This is a genomic window from Lentimicrobiaceae bacterium (assembly GCA_020636745.1).
In the GTDB taxonomy this organism is placed as follows: domain Bacteria; phylum Bacteroidota; class Bacteroidia; order Bacteroidales; family Lentimicrobiaceae; genus Lentimicrobium.
The window spans coordinates 460,080-477,217 of sequence record JACJXH010000001.1 but is presented as its reverse complement, the minus strand read 5'-3'; the positions used below and the strand labels follow the sequence as shown (position 1 = coordinate 477,217).

Sequence of the window (17,138 nt, the reverse complement as noted above, 5' to 3'; positions counted from 1 at the left end):
GTGGTAAGAAAAATAAAGCCGGAGCACCAGCTCCATTTCTACAATTGCTTATTTTTTTAACTCACGTAACCCATTTATCATGAATACTTTTGCTATCAGCTCAGCTCCTCTGAGCTTCGAAACTATTGAACAAATTCTTGTCAGCAACACAAAACTAAGCCTTTCAGAAGAGTCAAAGGCAAAAATCGCCCATTGCCGCGAATACCTTGACAATAAAGTAAAGAACCACAGCGATCCTATTTACGGTATTACCACCGGCTTTGGTTCCCTGTGCAATATTCAGATATCCAACAAAGATTTAAGTACTCTTCAGGAAAATCTTGTCATGTCGCACGCTTGCGGAACAGGGCCTGAAATCCATCAGGAAATCGTAAAACTGATGCTGCTGCTGAAAATACACGCCCTTTCATCTGGCAACTCAGGCGTACAGGTAAAAACTGTTGAACGGTTGATTGACTTATTCAACAACAATGCTTTACCTGTCGTTTACGAGCAAGGATCACTGGGAGCCTCAGGCGACCTTGCCCCTCTTGCCCACCTGAGCCTCCCGCTTATCGGCAAAGGTGAAATTCATTATGAAGGCAAAGTGTATCCGGCAAAAAAAATCATGAAACAATTTGGCTGGGACCCTATTGAACTGCAATCAAAAGAAGGCCTGGCACTGCTTAACGGCACGCAGTTTATGAGTGCGCATGGTGTTTATATCCTGCTGCGCGCCGGAAAACTGGCAAAACTTGCCGACATCACCGGGGCCATTTCGCTTGAAGCCTACAACGGACGCATCGATCCGTTTATGGAACAACTGCATACCATCAGGCCACATGCCGGACAAATTGAAACCGCCCGCAACATGCGCCACCTTTTGAAAGGAAGCAAGCTCATTGAAAGCGAAGGCAAAAAGGTACAGGACCCTTACTCATTCAGATGCATTCCGCAGGTTCATGGTGCTGTTAAAGACACGATAAGGTATGCCGCATCAGTTATTCTGACCGAAATAAACGCTGTAACCGATAATCCAACCATTTTCCCGGATGAAGATCTGGTTCTTTCGGGTGGAAATTTCCATGGCGAACCTCTGGCTTTTGCTCTCGATTTCCTGGCTATCGCCCTTGCTGAATTAGGCAACATATCGGAAAGACGCGTTTACAGGCTAATTTCAGGCCAACGCGGACTACCAGAATTTCTGGTTGCCAAACCCGGTCTAAATTCAGGGTTTATGATTCCCCAATACACTGCAGCCAGTATTGTGAGTCAAAACAAACAACTGGCAACACCCTGTTCTATCGACTCAATCACTTCATCAAATGAGCAGGAAGACCATGTGAGTATGGGAGCTAATGCAGCAACCAAAACCGTAAGAGTACTCGACAATCTGGAGAAACTGCTGGCAATTGAGCTTTTTGCCGGCGCCCAGGCTCTTGACTTCAGAGAAATTGCACAAACTTCACCATTTCTCAATGCATTTATTTCAGAATACCGCGGCGCAGTGTCCTTTGTCAATGACGATAAGGTCATTTATACCGAAATCAATAAAACCATCGAATTTATCCGGCAAATAAAATTTGATTTCCCGGAATAGTCCGTTGATTGCATAGAGGTATCTGAGAATGAGCCTCTATGCAATTCTCAAATTAATTTTTGCCGATTATAAAAAAATATTCTGGTTTTCTTTGCAGATTCCTTTCTTTTCCATTTCTTTGATTATCACTTCATACAACCCTAACACCAGGAGGTAATATGACACTCATTATCAAAGGCAGTGGATTAAGCATTCAGCATGTAGTTGATGTAGCCCGTTTCGGAAAAAAGATTGACATTCATCCTGAAGCTATGCAAAGGATGCAGGCCTGCCGGGCAATGCTTGAAAAGAAAATCAGTGCCGGCGAAATTATGTATGGTGTTAATACCGGAATAGGTGAATTCTCTGAAGTGGTACTCAATGATGATCAGGTCAAAGACTTTCAGAAATACCTGATTTATAACCACGCCGCTGGCATTGGCGACCCCATGCCTGTTGAGCATGTAAGAGGAGCCATGCTTGGACGTATAAATGTACATGCACACGGCAATTCAGGCGTACGGCCCGAAATAACAATGACACTTGTTGACATGCTGAACAAAGGGGTTACACCTTATGTTTGCCAGAAAGGATCGGTAGGCGCCAGTGGCGATCTGGCACCCATGTCACAGATAGCACTCCTGTTGATGGGTGAAGGCAAGGCCTATTATAAAGGCCGGCTTCTTGAAGGCAAAGAGGCCATGCAAAAAGCCGGAATACCAATACCCGGACTTCAGGCTCGTGACGGATTAGCCACCATTAACGGGTCAAATGTACTCACAGCCATGAGTGCCATCTTTCTCTACGATGCCAACAACTGGCTGAAACAGGCCGAAATTGCGGCAGCCATGTCGCTTGAAGCATTGAAAGCCAATATGAAGCCATATAACACTTTGCTGCATGAAGTTCGCGGATTTAAGGGTGCGGTGCGCAGTGCCAATGCCATCAGGCGGTTGGTTGAAGGTGGCGATTTGGCCGAAAACAGAATTAAATGCAAAGTTCAGGACGCCTATTCCATGCGCTCAACACCACAGGTAATAGGCGCGGCACACGATGCATTGGCCTGGGCCAAATCACAGGTGGAAATCGAATTGAACGGCGTAGGCGATAATCCAATCTTTTTCCCCGAGCTTGACATCCAGCTTTCAGGCGCAAACTTTCAGGGTACACCGGTTGCGGTTCCTATGGATATGGCAGGCTATGTAATTACGATGGTTAGTGTAATGTCAGAACGAAGAATGAACCGGCTCAATAATCCTGCGCTGAGTGTCGGACTGCCCGCCTTTCTCACCAAAGGAGCCGGAATGTTTTCAGGCCTTATGCTGAGTCAGTATACCGCCGATATGCAGATTGTTGAACAGCGTATACTCAGCGCACCGGCCTGTATTCAGTCAATTCCGGCAGCTGCCGATCAGGAGGACTTCGTATCAATGGGAATGAATACAGCTCTTAAAAACAACCAGATACTCGACAATGCTTATGGAATTCTCGGAATAGAATTTATGGCAGCTGCACAGGCACTGGATTTCAGAGAATACAAATTTGGACATGGTGTTACCAAAGCCAAAGAGGTCATCAGAAAACACATTGAGTTTCTCGAAACAGACAGGCCTCTATATGCCGACCACAATAAGATGAAGGAATTGGTTAAATCATGTGAGATTTTAAACGAAGTTGAAGCAATAACAGGAAAACTTGATTAAAAAAGATTGTTCGTATTTTTTTTCTTTGAATAATAATTGTTAATTTTACAGCTAAATCAATCAATCTGGCTATAGCTGATTCAAATATGGAAGAATTTACAACAGACAAATCACCTACTTCCACCAAACATTATGCAGGAAAAAGACCTCCGGGTTTAACATTTCTCTGCATTCTTACCTTTGCCGGAAGTGGCTTGTCTGCCTTCTCTTCCTTCTTTGTTTCAGCAGCCTATGATATCATTCCAAGTGTTGTTCATGACTCTGCCTTTGCTGAAGCATCAGCCATTGCAGAAATGATTAAAGCTGCAGGTCCTGTTTTTTTCTTGTTCATGGGATTACTTTATGCAGCCTCTCTTACCGGTGCAATCTTGATGTTTAAACTTAAAAAAACAGGATTTCATTTCTACACCCTTGCGCAGCTACTCATGCTCCTCTTGCCCTCCCTGATGATTGACGGCTACATTGCCCCGATTTCCAACCTGTTACTAACAGGTTCGTTTATTCTGGCCTACGCTGTTAACTTAAAATTTATGCAATAAGCAGCTTCAGGTTCATTTTTTTTGATTAAAATGCCGCATTTTTTATAGATATATTCATATATCTATAAGAACAAACGTAGATAATGCAAAATTTATTAATTTTGCTTGACTTGCTGCAAAAATTTATTATAAATTGCGGCAATTTTCTACAAACACTAACCCACTACTTAATCAATTAACAAAGGAGGCCACACACATCAATTATCATTAAATCAACCAACAGGATTAAGATTGATTACAAAAGAAACATCAACATTTTGTTAAACATTTTACTCATCAAAAACACACATTATGAGAAAATTTGCATTAATGCTTGCACTTTTGGTATTTGCCGGAGTGCAGGTAGTACTGGCGCAAACGACCATCACAGGTACGGTTACCAGTTCTGAGGACGGCCAGGGCATTCCCGGAGCTACCGTGCTCGTAAAAGGAACCACTGTTGGTTTAACTACCGACATGAGTGGGAAATATTCAATTAAAGTCCCTGCCCAGGGAAAAATTCTTCAGTTTTCATTTGTGGGAATGAAAACAACCGATGTTACTATCGGAAACCAAACCGTAATTAATGTAGTGCTTGACCCCGATGTCATGAACATTGAGGGAGTTGTTGTAACAGCCCTGGGTATCAGCAAAGAAAGAAAAGCACTTGGATATTCTGCACAAGAAGTGAAAAGTGATGACCTTTCCAGGTCTGGTTCTTCCAATTTATCAACCGCATTACAAGGAAAAGTTTCAGGAATTGAGATTAAACCCTCAAGTGGTATGCCTGGAGCATCTTCACAGATTGTAATTCGTGGTGCCCGTTCCTTCTCAGGAAACAATACACCATTATATGTGATTGACGGATTACCCATTTCTTCTACAGCTGACTTTTCAACAATGAACAGTGTAACCGGAGCTGATATTGCTAACCGTGCTGTTGACATTGATCCAAACGATATAGAAAGCATCAACATTCTGAAAGGACAGGCAGCAGCTGCTTTGTACGGAATCAGAGCGTCGAATGGTGTAATCATTATTACGACCAAAAGTGGCAAGGGAAATAAAACCGGTAAACCGATGATATCTTTTTCAAATTTCACAAGCTTTGAGAAAGTTTCAAGGAAACCAGAATATCAAACAACTTACGCACAGGGAAGTTATGGTTCTTTTTTCCCAAATACTTCTTTTTCATGGGGACCAAAAATCTCTGATTTGCCAGATGATGCAACCTACGGAGGAAATTCACAGGGACATCCTGGGATGTACAACGTACCTCAGTTAGAAAGAGCAGGACTTGACCCTTGGGTCACTCCAGCCATATATGACAACTACAGTGATTATTTTAACACTGGAACAACAACTACTACATCGCTTAACATCAGCCAGGCAACAGAAAAAGGCAATATTGCATTTGGCCTTGGAAACACAACCCAGGATGGTATTGTACCTTCTACTGGCATGGACAGATGGAATGCAAAAGCTGCAGGACAAACTCAGTTAAATAAAAACTGGACATTAGGATTTTCATCAAATTTCGTCAGAACTTCTATTGATAAACTCCCTGCAGCAAACGATGCTTCACTCGCCGGAGTTTATGCAGCACCTGCAACTTATAATCTTAAAGAGATTCCTTATAACCTTCCATCAGACCCTTACGCTCAGATATACTATCGTTCACTTACATTTGACAACCCATACTGGGCTGCAAAGAACAATAAGTTTACAGAGTCAACAGATCGCTTCTTCGGAAATGGGTTTGTTGAATATGCACCAAAAATTTCTGACAATATGTCCTTAAAAACCAGGTATCAGCTTGGTATGGATTCTTATACATCACATTATCAGGATATATTTGAATACGGACACAGAGGGGGCACAGGTGAAATAACCAACTATGGGGTTACATCACGCACTGCGAACTCATTGTTAACAATGGTTTATACTTGGAAAATTAACCAGGATTTGAATTTCACGGCCTTAATTGGTAATGAGTTTAATGAAAGAAACCGTAAAATCTACAATGAATATGGTTCAACATTCAATTTTGGAGGATGGGCTCATATCCAGAATGCTAAAATAGTACAGGCTAATGAAGAGCAATACAAAGATCGCACAGTCGGATTCTTTGGCAACTTATCTCTTGACTACAAAGGCATGTTATATTTTAACGCAACTGGCCGTCAAGACTATGTATCAACTATGCCGAGAGACAACAATGCATTCTTTTATCCTTCAGCATCTTTAGGTTTTGTTCTTACAGAGCTTGAAAGCCTGAATGATTTACCGGTATTATCATTTGCAAAAGTTCGTGCTTCTTATGCTGAAGTAGGACAAGCCGGAGAATATCTTGTAAATTTCTACACAACTCCTGATTATAGCGGTGGTTTCTGGGGAGGCTCTCCTATTCAGTACCCGGTTGCCGGAATAAGCGCTTATCTGTCCAACAATATTCAATATGACCCCAATCTGAAACCTCAGAACACTAAATCATATGAACTTGGAACCGAGTTAAAATTCTTCAATAACCGCATTGGAATTGACTATGCATATTCATATCAGAAAGTAACTGACCAAATTTTCCAAGTTCCTTTAGCTGCCTCTACCGGAGCTAGCTCGCTTGTTATGAACGGTGGTGAGCTTCATACCAATGCTCATGAAATCATGCTTTATGCATCTCCTTTTAGTGGCAAGAAATTCTCATGGGATATTAATGTGAACTTCTCAAAAATCAACAATTTCGTTGATGCACTTGCACCAGGCGTTGAGAGTATTTTCCTTGGCGGTTTTGTTACACCTCAGGTTAGAGCAGGTATTGGAAGCACTTATCCTGTTATCTACGGATCGTCATTCCTTAGAGATGACAATGGAAACATCATTGTTTATGATGAACCAGGAGAATGGTATAATGGATTCCCTCAGCAAGGAGAGCCCAAAGTTATTGGAGAAGCCTCTCCTGATTTCATCTTAGGTTTCTCTAATAAACTAACCTATGATAATTTTACATTAACAGCTACTGTTGATTGGAAAAATGGCGGCCAGATGTACGCTGGTACCAATGGCCTGCTTGATTTATATGGCGTTTCTAAAAACGTTGAAGATCGTGAAAGTACTTTTATCTATCCTGGTGTTAAACCTGATGGAACCCCTAATGATATCGTTCGTGGTGGTGCTGATGACCCTGATGCATACCAAGATCTTATTACTGGCGTTCTCACCGGAATTGACGAATACTATATTCAAAACAACTCCTTTGTTAAACTCAGAGAATTAACACTAAACTACAGGTTGCCAAAACAGGTAATTAAAAATGTTGATTTGGAATTATCGGTTTATGCCCGTAATATTCTAATCTGGACAGAATTACCAAACTTCGATCCTGAATCAAGTCAGGGTAACAACAATATGGGAGGTTCTTTCGAACGCTTCTCTATGCCACAAACATCAAGTTTTGGATTTGGCGTAAACCTGAATTTCTAACCTTAAAACAGAAACAAAATGAACAAAATACTAAAAATGTTAGCCATCCCAACTTTCATGCTAGCCATGGTGGGATGCTCGCAGGATACTTTGGAGGACATCAACAAAAACGAGAATAATCCTCTCGATGTTCCAACCAAGTTAGCAATTACTGACGTAATGACTAGATCTGCATTTACAGTTACTGGTAGCGATTTTGCTTTCTATGCTTCTGTTTATGTTGAACATAACGTTGGAATCTATAATCAGATGTATAATGCTGAAGTAAGATCAGGAGAACCTATTTCATCAACAACCTATAATAATATATGGGGTGCTTGTTATGAAAACCTCTATAATCTAAAGCTTATAATCAACAAGTGCTCTGAAGGTGGAGCTGAAGCAAACAACTTCCGTACTTTGGGTATTGCTCAAATCCTTACAGCATACAACCTTGCCATGCTTACTGACCTGATGGGAGATGTTCCATATAGCGAAGCACTGCAACCTGGTGTAATTTTCCAACCAAAGCTTGACAAACAGGAAGATTTGTATAATACAATCTTTACACTCCTTGATGATGCAATCGCGAATCTTGGTAAAGAAACCACCTATGCTTCTTTAGGCACTCAGGACTTTCTTTTTGGCGGTAATGCAGCTAAATGGACAAAATTTGCAAACGGCCTGAAAGCTCGTTATACCACAAGGTTATCCCTGAAAAATGGCGGAAAATGGGACGATGTTATTAACTTCGCAAATAATTCATTCGCCGATGCAAGTGAAGAATGTAAATTCACCTACAATGGATCTTCAACCAATAGTCCTTTTTATACTTTTTTCACAGACAGAGATTATTTTGGTGCTAGTCAGAGCCTTCATAACAAACTTGTAGAACGCAATGACCCCAGAGATGCTGTGTACTTCATGGCTTACCCAGGGACTGAAACTCTCACTTTTGCTCCTAACGGCGGACCCGACCAGAGACAAGGATTCTATGGAATTTCAGCCCTTAGCTCCCCAACAGCTCCAACTTTCCTCATGAGTTATCATGAAGTTGAATTTTTAAAAGCAGAAGCATATGCCCGTATGGGAGGTCATGCAACTGAAGCTGCTGAAGCGCTTAAGAATGGTATAGTTGCAGCATTCATTAAAGTTGGCTTAACTGAAGCGGATGCCACTACTTATTTTGAAAATGAAGTTACTCCACGTTTCAACAGTAATCCGATTCAGGAAGTGATGGTTCAGAAATACCTGGCATTCTTTGAAGAAGAATCAATTGAAGCCTATAATGATGTTCGCAGACTTAAAGCCCTTGGCGAAAACTTTATCACACTTGAAAATCCGTTAAACAATAATCAGTTCCCATTGCGTTACACTTATGGCGCAGATGACGTAACCACCAATCCTAATATTGCAAGTGCATATGGAAACGGTAGTTATGTTTATACTGACAATGTATGGTGGGCAGGTGGCTCAAAATAAACCATTTGATTTTAAAAATGAGGCTATTTCATTAAATGAGATAGCCTCATTTTTTTATTCATATTTTTTCTATTTTTGTACTTCTAATATATACGATATGAAACTCACCTGTAAAAAATCTTTATTGATTTTAACCATTTGTCTGGTTAAAATTGATCTTAACCGGGTGAGATATATTCTATTTATCTGACTTTTGCCTCCAAAATTATAGCAAACCCGGTCTCTCATCAGCCCGGGTTTTTGTTTTTTTACTAAATAGAATCAAATGAGCTTATCAGAAAAATATAAAATATTGTATTCCAGACTCAAAGAATATTACAGCCTTCTTCGGCTTGCTGTTACCGGCAGCGAGCAGGATTATACCAGCCTGCGACTTGGCAAGGCCATTTTTTTGCTCGCCATTCCCATGATTCTTGAAATGGTTATGGAATCTGTTTTTGCCATTGCAGACATATTCTTTGTGTCAAAATTGGGGAATGACGCCATAGCCACTGTAGGCTTAACCGAATCGATGATGACACTGGTGTATGCACTGGCAGTCGGATTCAGTGCCGGAACCACAGCTCTTGTATCGCGCCGAATTGGTGAGAAACACCCCGGAGCTGCAGCAAAAGCTACAGGGCAATCAATCATTGCCGGCTTGCTTGTTTCATTTATCATAGCTGTCCCCGGGGTTCTCTTTTCTGGCGAATTGCTGCGCTTAATGGGTGCCAGTGAACAACTGGCTCAAATGAACCATGGATACACCCGCATCATGTTTGCAGGAAATGCCGTCATTATGATGTTGTTTATTATCAATGCAGCTTTCAGAAGTGCAGGGGATGCTGCCTTAAGCATGCGCGTACTTTTTATTGCAAATGCAATCAATATTGTGCTCGATCCAATATTGATATTTGGATTGGGCCCGATACCTGCCATGGGAATCGAAGGCGCTGCTTTGGCCACCAACATCGGACGTGGACTGGCTGTACTTTTTCAATTTTACATACTCTTTAAAGGTCACAAAAGAATTCATATTGAATTTAAACACCTCATCCCCGACTTTCGGATAATGGCATCCTTCATCAGGCTTTCAACTGGTGGCATTCTTCAGAATCTTATTGCAACAGCCAGTTGGATTGTGATGGTAAGAATCATTTCTGTATTTGGAAGTGCTGCAGTTGCAGGATACACAATTGGTATCAGAATAGTCATATTTTCATTATTACCATCCTGGGGATTAAGCAATGCTGCTGCCACTTTGGTCGGGCAGAATCTGGGAGCCGGACAGCCACTCAGAGCCCAACGGGCAGCCTGGATTACCGGCTTCTCAAACATGTTTTTGCTCGGATTGATTTCAGTCATTTTTGTAGTTTTCCCCGGATACTTTGTAGGTATGTTTATTGGCGATCCGGAAGTGCTGCAAGCTGGAATCAGTTGTTTGAGAATCGTAAGTTCAGGCTTTCTCTTTTATGCCATGGGGATGGTAATGACACAATCACTCAATGGCGCAGGCGACACATACACTCCTACGCTGCTGAACTTTATCTGTTTCTGGCTCATAGAAATTCCACTCGCTTACCTAATGGCAATCCATTTTAGTTTTGGCACCAACGGCGTATATTATGCCATAGTGCTGGCCGAAAGCACATTAACCCTGCTAGGCATTCTGATTTTCAGCCGTGGAAAATGGAAGTTAAAACAGGTTTAAAATAAAAAAAAGCCGTAGTTTAACTGACTACGGCTTTTGCAGAAATATACAGAGATGCTATTCGAATGACAAAATAGACTCAATAATCCTTTTAATAGCATCACGAAGCTGCTCTTCCGAGATAACAAGAGGAGGTGCAAAGCGAATGATATCGCCGTGTGTAGGCTTTGCCAATACACCATTTTCCTTCATCTTCATACAAACGTCCCAGGCTTCTTTACCATTTTTAGGACGGATAATAACAGCATTCAATAAACCTTTTCCACGCACCAGTGCAATCATATCTGATTTAACGGCACGCATCTCATCGCGAAATATTTTACCAAGATATTCAGCACGTTCAGCCAGGTTCTCATCTTTAATAACCTGCAAAGCTTCCATGGCAACACGCGCAGCAACAGGATTTCCACCAAAGGTAGAACCATGTTCACCCGGTTTGATACAAAGCATGATATCGTCGTCGGCCAAAACTGCAGATACAGGATAAACGCCGCCAGAAATGGCTTTACCAAGAATCAATACGTCGGGGCGAACATTTTCGTGATCGCAGGCAAGTAATTTACCTGTACGTGCAATACCTGTTTGTACTTCATCAGCAATAAAGAGTACATTTTTCTCTTTACACATGGCAGCAGCTTTTGACAGATAACCTTCATCCGGTACAAAAACGCCAGCTTCACCCTGAATAGGCTCTACAAGAAAACCAGCTACATTCGGGTCTTTAAGTGCTTCGGCAAGCGCATCAATATCGTTATAAGGAATCTTGATAAATCCGGGAGTAAACGGACCAAAGCCACCAAAGGAATCAGGATCGGTCGACATGGAAACGATGGTGATGGTTCTTCCGTGGAAATTACCATCACAAACAATAATCTTAGCCTGATCTTCAGCAATACCTTTGCGGGTATATGCCCATTTGCGGCACAGTTTAAGCGCTGTTTCATCGGCTTCAGCACCGGAGTTCATCGGCAGCACCTTGTCGTAACCAAAGTATTCAGTTACAAACTTTTCATAAACGCCTAAAGAATCATTGTAAAAAGCTCTGGAAGTAAGCGTCATTTTTGACGCCTGATCAACCAAAGCCTTAATGATTCTCGGATGGCAATGACCCTGATTTACAGCAGAATATGCTGACAGAAAATCATAATACTGTTTACCTTCAACATCCCATACCAGAGGGCCTTCTCCTTTAGCTAAAACAACTGGCAGTGGATGATAATTGTGCGCTCCGTACTTTTCTTCCAGATGCATCAACTTTTCCGATGTCATCAATTCATTCATGAGTTAAATTTATTTAGTGTTAATATATTGGTCATAGATTTTCGCAACAAAGATATAACTTTAAGATTGCCTCTATCCAAAGGCATTGAAATTTTGTTTTTTAGCTATTTTTTTTCAGTGTCATATTTACAGCACCCATTATTTTTTAAACCAGAAAGTGTAATTTTCATCACTCCGGTCCTCTAATCACCTGATGCCGAAGATAAAATAATAGCATACTTATTTTTATTTAGACTTGTTATTGATTATATTTGATTTATCAAAACTCAAAACCATGGAAAAGAAAAAAGTACGAATATTATCCATTGATGGCGGTGGAATCAGAGGCATTTTGCCGGGTGTTATTTTATCATACATAGAGGAGCAATTAATAGCCAGAGAAGGGAAAGAAGCCAGATTGTGCGACTACTTCGATCTGTTGGCTGGTACAAGTACCGGAGGCATTCTGGTTTGCACTTTTCTCATTCCCGCGCTGGATAGCAAGGGTCAACCAACCAATCGGCCAAAATACACGACAAAACAAGCTGTAGATATATATCTTGATCGCGGCGATGAAATCTTCGACATCACGATATGGCAGAAAATAAAAAGCAAAGGTGGTTTGCTTGATGAAAAATACAATGCCCAGGAGCTTGAGGAAGCTTTAAAAGATTATATGGGTGATACGATGCTGAGTGATTTGCTGAAGCCCTGCCTGATTTCATCATATGACATCAGAAACAGGCGGGCTCATTTTTTTAGTCAGGTAGATGCCAAAGCAAGTATAACCCATAACTTTAAGGTGAAAGAGGTTGCAAGGGCCACTTCGACAGCGCCTACCTATTTTGAAGTAGCTCGCATCAAATCAGCATACGGAACACCCTATCCACTGATTGACGGTGGTGTTTTTGCCAATAATCCGGCCATGTGTGCATATGCCGAAGCCCGAAGCATTCCATTCTCAAAAATATTAAACAACCCTGATAAAGCTGACATGCCTTATGCCAAAGACATGATAATAGTTTCAATTGGAACAGGCTCGACCAGCAAGCCATACCAATATAACGATGCAAAAGATTGGGGAATGATAGAATGGATTCAGCCTATTATAGACATTATGATGTCGGGAAATTCGGAAACAGTGAACTACCAGCTCAGAAAAATCTGGGAAACAACCGGTACACCTGAAAACTACATCAGGCTGGAACCTTCACTTTATGAAGCCAACAATGAAATGGACGATGCTTCAGTCAAGAATCTGAATGCTCTGCATGAAGCCGGTCTTAAATACGTGGAAGAAAACATTGCTCTGCTAAATTCAGTTGTTGACAAACTTATCGCCAACAAATAACTAATTTAACAGTCAGTTTTCTGATTTTCTGTGTTTTAATTTTATTCCACTTGCCATTCAATGATGATCTTCATAATAAAAAACAGAGGCAAAGAAAGTTTGGTTTGGAATAGCAGAATTGTAGTAAATTTGCACGTTTTTAAAAAGAAAAATAACACAATTCTAACCAGAAAATGAAAAACCTATTCATTATCACAATTCTTGCTGTAATGGCAACAGCTTGTGGGTCAGGAACTCAGGAAAAAAGTGAAGCAAGCTCAAGCAATGAGATTACTTTTTCTACAGATCTTGAAAACATTGATTCGCTGCTTAACGAAATTCCTGCATCCTGGAAAAACGAGAAGACCATTGCTGAGGGCATGGCGCATTCTGGAAAATTTGCTTCAAAAATTGACTCAACAAACGAGTTCAGTTTTGTTTTTGAGCAAAAACTGAGTTACATCGATGCCCGTGTACCTAAAAAAGTACATTATACAGCATGGATTTATTCGGATATGGCCAATACTCCAGGCTCAATAGTCGTTTCAGTAAACAACAACGCTTATTACAAAGGGTTTAAAATTGCTGATTTCTTCCCGGCAGGCAAGGAATGGAAACAAGTTTCAGCTACATTTGAGCTTCCTGAAACCCTTACCGGTGAAAATATCATTAAAGGCTATGTTTGGAATCAAAACAAGAATCCTTTGATCATTGATGATATCTCACTAAAATTCGAATACTGATTAATTTGAAGATCCTGTAAAGTCTTTTTCTTTAAAGCCTTCAGGAACTTCGTCATTGTTATATTTTGACGGACATTTCAGGTTCATTTTATGGGCTTCGAATTGTCCGTCTTTCATTTTCCCAATCACAACCAATTGATCCAATTTCTCAAAATCCTGTGGCTTGCTATCGGTATATTTCACCTTCATTTCCTTGCCATTGTTATCAAGCATATAAAAGGTAAAGCTATTGGCATCTTTCATGGCGTCAAACTCAATAGGTTTGCCAGGGCTAAGTTTACCAATAACATGAAATTCACGCCCAGGGCGCTCTATCGCTTCAGCAAAGCCCGCATAGGTTGATGAATTCATTGAAAGGCTCATTACTACACCTATTGCAGCAATTACAACTATAAGAATAAGGATATGGACCCGTTTCATCGCTTTGAGATTTTGTGGTTATATTATGCAAATGTATCCATTAATCTACAAAGGTAGATAATTAACTTAAAGAAAAGCAAATCAGGACTTACTGTTTTCTTTAAAGAAATCAGCCTGTTTTTTTTCCATCTTGCTGAGTTTTTTATCGAGCAGCAGCAAATACACACCAAGTCCGGCAAAAATGATAGCCATAACAATGGCCACTACCATATATTTATCTTCTCCAATCATTGTTTTGTCATCAAAAGGGTTAAACATTATTCATCAGCATGCGTTTTCGCAATCTGAGTTGAGTAAGCCAAAATGCTACAATAATCCAACCGGCAACTGCAGGGTAAAAAACCATGCGCATTTTCATATCCAGGCCTTCCATGGTTGAGGAATTGCCCCCTTTGCCGGGATGCAGTGAGCTATCGGCAAGCCGCGGCAACACACCAAGGAAAATGACCAACAGCATAAACGCAAAAATATTATACACGGCAGAAATACGAGCCCGCTTTGATTGTTCGTCAATTGAACTGCGCAGGACCACATAAGCCATATAAGCCATCATACTCACGGCAGCACCATTGAGCTGAGGATCGTTTGTCCAGAAATCGCCCCAGGTAAACTTTGCCCAAATCATTCCGGTAACTAATCCAAGGATGCCAAAAAATATACCGGTATAAACGGTTTCTGAGGCCTTTAAATCATCTTTAAGTTGAAAGCCGGAAAGATATTTAATACTATAAACCAATGAAGTGCCGAACATGGTAAACATAGCAAACCACATACACACATGGTAAAACAGGTTTCTGATAGTTTCGCGTATTACAGGTAAATCAGGCACATCAATCAGCAACCCGGCAATAATCGAATACAGGATTAAAACGATTCCTGTTATTTTCCACCACATTCCTTTTATCATATTTTTATCGTATTAACTTAGATTAGTCTTTCCAAAGATAAGGAAAGAGAATAACCGCAAGCACCACCACAACAAGATCAATCATCAGGATTGAAGTCAGGATTTTTGCAATTTCGGTCAAATACAAACCCGGTTTAAGCGCAGCTTTAGAAGCATTAACCAGCAGCAGCAATAAGGGAACCACTACCGGGAAGCCCAGAATAGCCATAAGGGCAGCATTATTTCCACTCCGGGAAGCAATTGCTGAAACCATTGTTAGTGCAGAAGCCAGCCCAATACATCCAAGTGCAAATGCAGGTAAAAATAAGGCCAGATTAAAGGGAGGCATTCCCATAAAAACTGAATAAACACCCAAACTAAGTGCACCCAGAAAAAGCATTAACAAGGTATTGTATATCATTTTTGACAGGACAACCGAAACCGGTGCAGCCAGCACGTAATAATACAAACGCCGGGCAGCACTCTCCTGAACAAAGCTTTTAGAAACGGCATTAAACGCCGCGAAAAGGAGAATTATCCAGAACAGGGCAATCCAGGTTGTTTCATCAATAACCCTTCCAATGCATAGCTGAACCACAAAAATTGTAGAGACCACATACAGCAGAATCCCATTTAAGGCATATCTCTGTCTGAGTTCCAGTAAAAAATCTTTTCGAACCAGCTCTCTAATTTCTTTCAAAAATTGCGATATAAAAGGGTGATTACATCATTTAAACTGTTCTGACAATTGTTTGATCCCGGTTTGGTCCGACTGAAATTACCGCAATTGGCAGATGAAGTGTATTTTCAATAAATTTCACGTAACTACGGAAATTCTCAGGTAGTTTATTCCATTCCGTAAAACCCGAAAGGTTGGTATTCCATCCTTCAAGGTTTTCAATAACCGGCTCAATATTCTGGTTAAGCGTTTCATAACCAGGAAAATCAAACAAGTCATTATCAACTTTGTATTGGTTGCAAACACCAATTTCCTTAAAATCGTCAAGCACATCAGCTTTCATCATCACAAGGTCTGTCACTCCATTAAGCATAACTGCATAGCGGAGCGCAGGCAGGTCAATCCAGCCGCATCTGCGGGGGCGTCCTGTTGTGGAACCAAATTCGTTGCCGTTGGTTCGCATTTTTTCTCCTGTATTATCATTCAGTTCGGTTGGGAAAGGGCCACTACCAACTCTGGTACAATATGCTTTAAACACTCCATAGACCTTACCTACACTTTGTGGCGAGATGCCAAGACCGGAGCAAACGCCGGCACTGATCGTATTGGAAGAAGTGACGAAAGGATAGGTTCCGAAGTCAATATCCAGCATGGCTCCCTGAGCACCTTCTGCCAGAATCCTTTTGCCTTCCTTCAAGCTTTGATTTATATACAACTCACTGTCAATCTGCTTGATATCTGCTATATAATTCAATCCATCGAACCAGTTTTTCTCATACTCTTCAAATGAGAGGTTTTCAATTTTAAGTAATTCAGGGTCGGGATTATAGGAGCGAATAATTCTAAAATGTTCAGATTTAAGAGCTTCGTACCGGCTGCGAAAATCAGGCAGAACAGTATCTCCTACCCTTAAACCATTGCGGGCAACTTTATCAGTATAAGCAGGGCCAATGCCTTTGAGGGTTGAACCAATTTTAGATTTACCTTTTGCAGCTTCATAAACGCTGTCGATTAATCTGTGTGAAGGTAAAATAAGATGTGCTCTTTTTGATATCAACAGATTTTTCTCAGGAGTGGCACCTCTTTCGCGAAGTTTGAGAATTTCACGGGCAAAAATGCAGGGGTCAACAATCACCCCATTGCCAATCACGTTCATCTTATCGGCATGAAAGATACCTGAAGGGATGGTATGAAGTACATGTTTCATTCCGTTAAATTCCAGCGTATGACCTGCATTGGGCCCTCCCTGAAAACGGGCAATAATATCATACTCCGGTGTCAGAACATCCGTAATTTTACCTTTTCCTTCGTCGCCCCATTGCAGGCCAAGTAGTACGTCAACTTTCATTATAAATTAGGTTACATCTTAACACACTAAAAGTGAAGCCTTTGCTACAAGGTTTCACCTTT

Annotated in this window: 14 protein-coding genes; 8 read left to right on the top strand and 6 right to left on the bottom strand. The window is 41.0% G+C overall.

What is annotated here, in order from left to right; genetic code table 11:
* Positions 1-79 precede the first annotated feature (79 nt).
* The 6 genes from hutH to H6541_01880 all read left to right on the top strand — a co-directional run bounded on the left by hutH (position 80) and on the right by H6541_01880 (position 10,410).
* Entirely contained in the window at positions 80-1,579 is a 1,500-nt protein-coding gene (gene hutH / locus H6541_01905; GenBank protein MCB9014519.1) for a histidine ammonia-lyase, read from the top strand.
* A gap of 158 nt (positions 1,580-1,737) precedes the next feature.
* Entirely contained in the window at positions 1,738-3,261 is a 1,524-nt protein-coding gene (locus tag H6541_01900) for an aromatic amino acid lyase (GenBank protein MCB9014518.1), read from the top strand.
* Between the two features lie 86 nt (positions 3,262-3,347).
* Positions 3,348-3,800: a hypothetical protein gene (locus H6541_01895; protein MCB9014517.1), complete on the top strand. Its 453-nt coding sequence runs from the start codon at positions 3,348-3,350 to the stop codon at positions 3,798-3,800.
* A 291-nt stretch (positions 3,801-4,091) separates the two neighbouring features.
* Positions 4,092-7,259, top strand: a complete 3,168-nt coding sequence (locus H6541_01890) for a SusC/RagA family TonB-linked outer membrane protein (GenBank protein ID MCB9014516.1) — start codon at positions 4,092-4,094, stop codon at positions 7,257-7,259.
* 18 nt (positions 7,260-7,277) lie between these two features.
* Positions 7,278-8,720 carry a SusD/RagB family nutrient-binding outer membrane lipoprotein gene (locus tag H6541_01885; protein MCB9014515.1) on the top strand — a complete coding sequence of 481 codons (1,443 nt, stop codon included), beginning with the start codon at positions 7,278-7,280 and terminating at the stop codon, positions 8,718-8,720.
* A 265-nt stretch (positions 8,721-8,985) separates the two neighbouring features.
* The gene (locus H6541_01880; GenBank protein ID MCB9014514.1) at positions 8,986-10,410 is read left to right on the top strand and encodes an MATE family efflux transporter; all 1,425 of its coding nucleotides are present in this window, start codon (positions 8,986-8,988) and stop codon (positions 10,408-10,410) included.
* A 57-nt stretch (positions 10,411-10,467) separates the two neighbouring features.
* On the opposite strand, the gene rocD is transcribed toward H6541_01880, so the two are convergent.
* The gene (rocD, locus tag H6541_01875) at positions 10,468-11,691 is read right to left on the bottom strand and encodes an ornithine--oxo-acid transaminase (protein MCB9014513.1); all 1,224 of its coding nucleotides are present in this window, start codon (positions 11,689-11,691) and stop codon (positions 10,468-10,470) included.
* 274 nt (positions 11,692-11,965) lie between these two features.
* Between rocD and H6541_01870 the strand changes: the two genes are divergently transcribed.
* A complete protein-coding gene (locus H6541_01870; GenBank protein ID MCB9014512.1) occupies positions 11,966-13,021 on the top strand; it encodes a patatin-like phospholipase family protein in 1,056 nt (351 codons plus the stop codon).
* Between the two features lie 173 nt (positions 13,022-13,194).
* Complete coding sequence (locus H6541_01865) at positions 13,195-13,743, top strand: hypothetical protein (GenBank protein ID MCB9014511.1); 549 nt, start codon at positions 13,195-13,197, stop codon at positions 13,741-13,743.
* On the opposite strand, the gene H6541_01860 is transcribed toward H6541_01865, so the two are convergent.
* From H6541_01860 to H6541_01840, 5 genes are all read right to left on the bottom strand, one after another.
* Positions 13,744-14,163: a cytochrome c maturation protein CcmE gene (locus H6541_01860; protein ID MCB9014510.1), complete on the bottom strand. Its 420-nt coding sequence runs from the start codon at positions 14,161-14,163 to the stop codon at positions 13,744-13,746.
* A gap of 81 nt (positions 14,164-14,244) precedes the next feature.
* Positions 14,245-14,421 (bottom strand): CcmD family protein, encoded by a 177-nt coding sequence (locus tag H6541_01855; GenBank protein MCB9014509.1) that lies wholly within the window; start codon positions 14,419-14,421, stop codon positions 14,245-14,247.
* A complete protein-coding gene (gene ccsA, locus H6541_01850) occupies positions 14,414-15,067 on the bottom strand; it encodes a cytochrome c biogenesis protein CcsA (protein MCB9014508.1) in 654 nt (217 codons plus the stop codon). Before ccsA ends, H6541_01855 begins: the two co-directional genes overlap by 8 nt.
* Positions 15,068-15,092: 25 nt before the next feature.
* Entirely contained in the window at positions 15,093-15,761 is a 669-nt protein-coding gene (locus tag H6541_01845; protein MCB9014507.1) for a heme exporter protein CcmB, read from the bottom strand.
* Positions 15,762-15,780: 19 nt separating this feature from the next.
* On the bottom strand, positions 15,781-17,076 hold the full coding sequence (locus H6541_01840; protein ID MCB9014506.1) for an adenylosuccinate synthase: 1,296 nt from the start codon (positions 17,074-17,076) through the stop codon (positions 15,781-15,783).
* Between the last annotated feature and the right edge of the window lie 62 nt (positions 17,077-17,138).

Excerpts from the sequence above, each read along its gene's own strand:
- rocD (MCB9014513.1), bottom strand. The coding sequence starts at position 11,691 with ATGAATGAATTGATGACATCGGAAAAGTTGATGCATCTGGAAGAAAAG.
- H6541_01860 (MCB9014510.1), bottom strand. The coding sequence starts at position 14,163 with ATGAAACGGGTCCATATCCTTATTCTTATAGTTGTAATTGCTGCAATA.
- H6541_01870 (MCB9014512.1), top strand. The coding sequence starts at position 11,966 with ATGGAAAAGAAAAAAGTACGAATATTATCCATTGATGGCGGTGGAATC.
- H6541_01890 (MCB9014516.1), top strand. The coding sequence starts at position 4,092 with ATGAGAAAATTTGCATTAATGCTTGCACTTTTGGTATTTGCCGGAGTG.
- H6541_01880 (MCB9014514.1), top strand. The coding sequence starts at position 8,986 with ATGAGCTTATCAGAAAAATATAAAATATTGTATTCCAGACTCAAAGAA.
- H6541_01855 (MCB9014509.1), bottom strand. The coding sequence starts at position 14,421 with ATGTTTAACCCTTTTGATGACAAAACAATGATTGGAGAAGATAAATAT.
- H6541_01895 (MCB9014517.1), top strand. The coding sequence starts at position 3,348 with ATGGAAGAATTTACAACAGACAAATCACCTACTTCCACCAAACATTAT.
- H6541_01900 (MCB9014518.1), top strand. The coding sequence starts at position 1,738 with ATGACACTCATTATCAAAGGCAGTGGATTAAGCATTCAGCATGTAGTT.
- H6541_01840 (MCB9014506.1), bottom strand. The coding sequence starts at position 17,076 with ATGAAAGTTGACGTACTACTTGGCCTGCAATGGGGCGACGAAGGAAAA.
- H6541_01885 (MCB9014515.1), top strand. The coding sequence starts at position 7,278 with ATGAACAAAATACTAAAAATGTTAGCCATCCCAACTTTCATGCTAGCC.
- H6541_01865 (MCB9014511.1), top strand. The coding sequence starts at position 13,195 with ATGAAAAACCTATTCATTATCACAATTCTTGCTGTAATGGCAACAGCT.
- hutH (MCB9014519.1), top strand. The coding sequence starts at position 80 with ATGAATACTTTTGCTATCAGCTCAGCTCCTCTGAGCTTCGAAACTATT.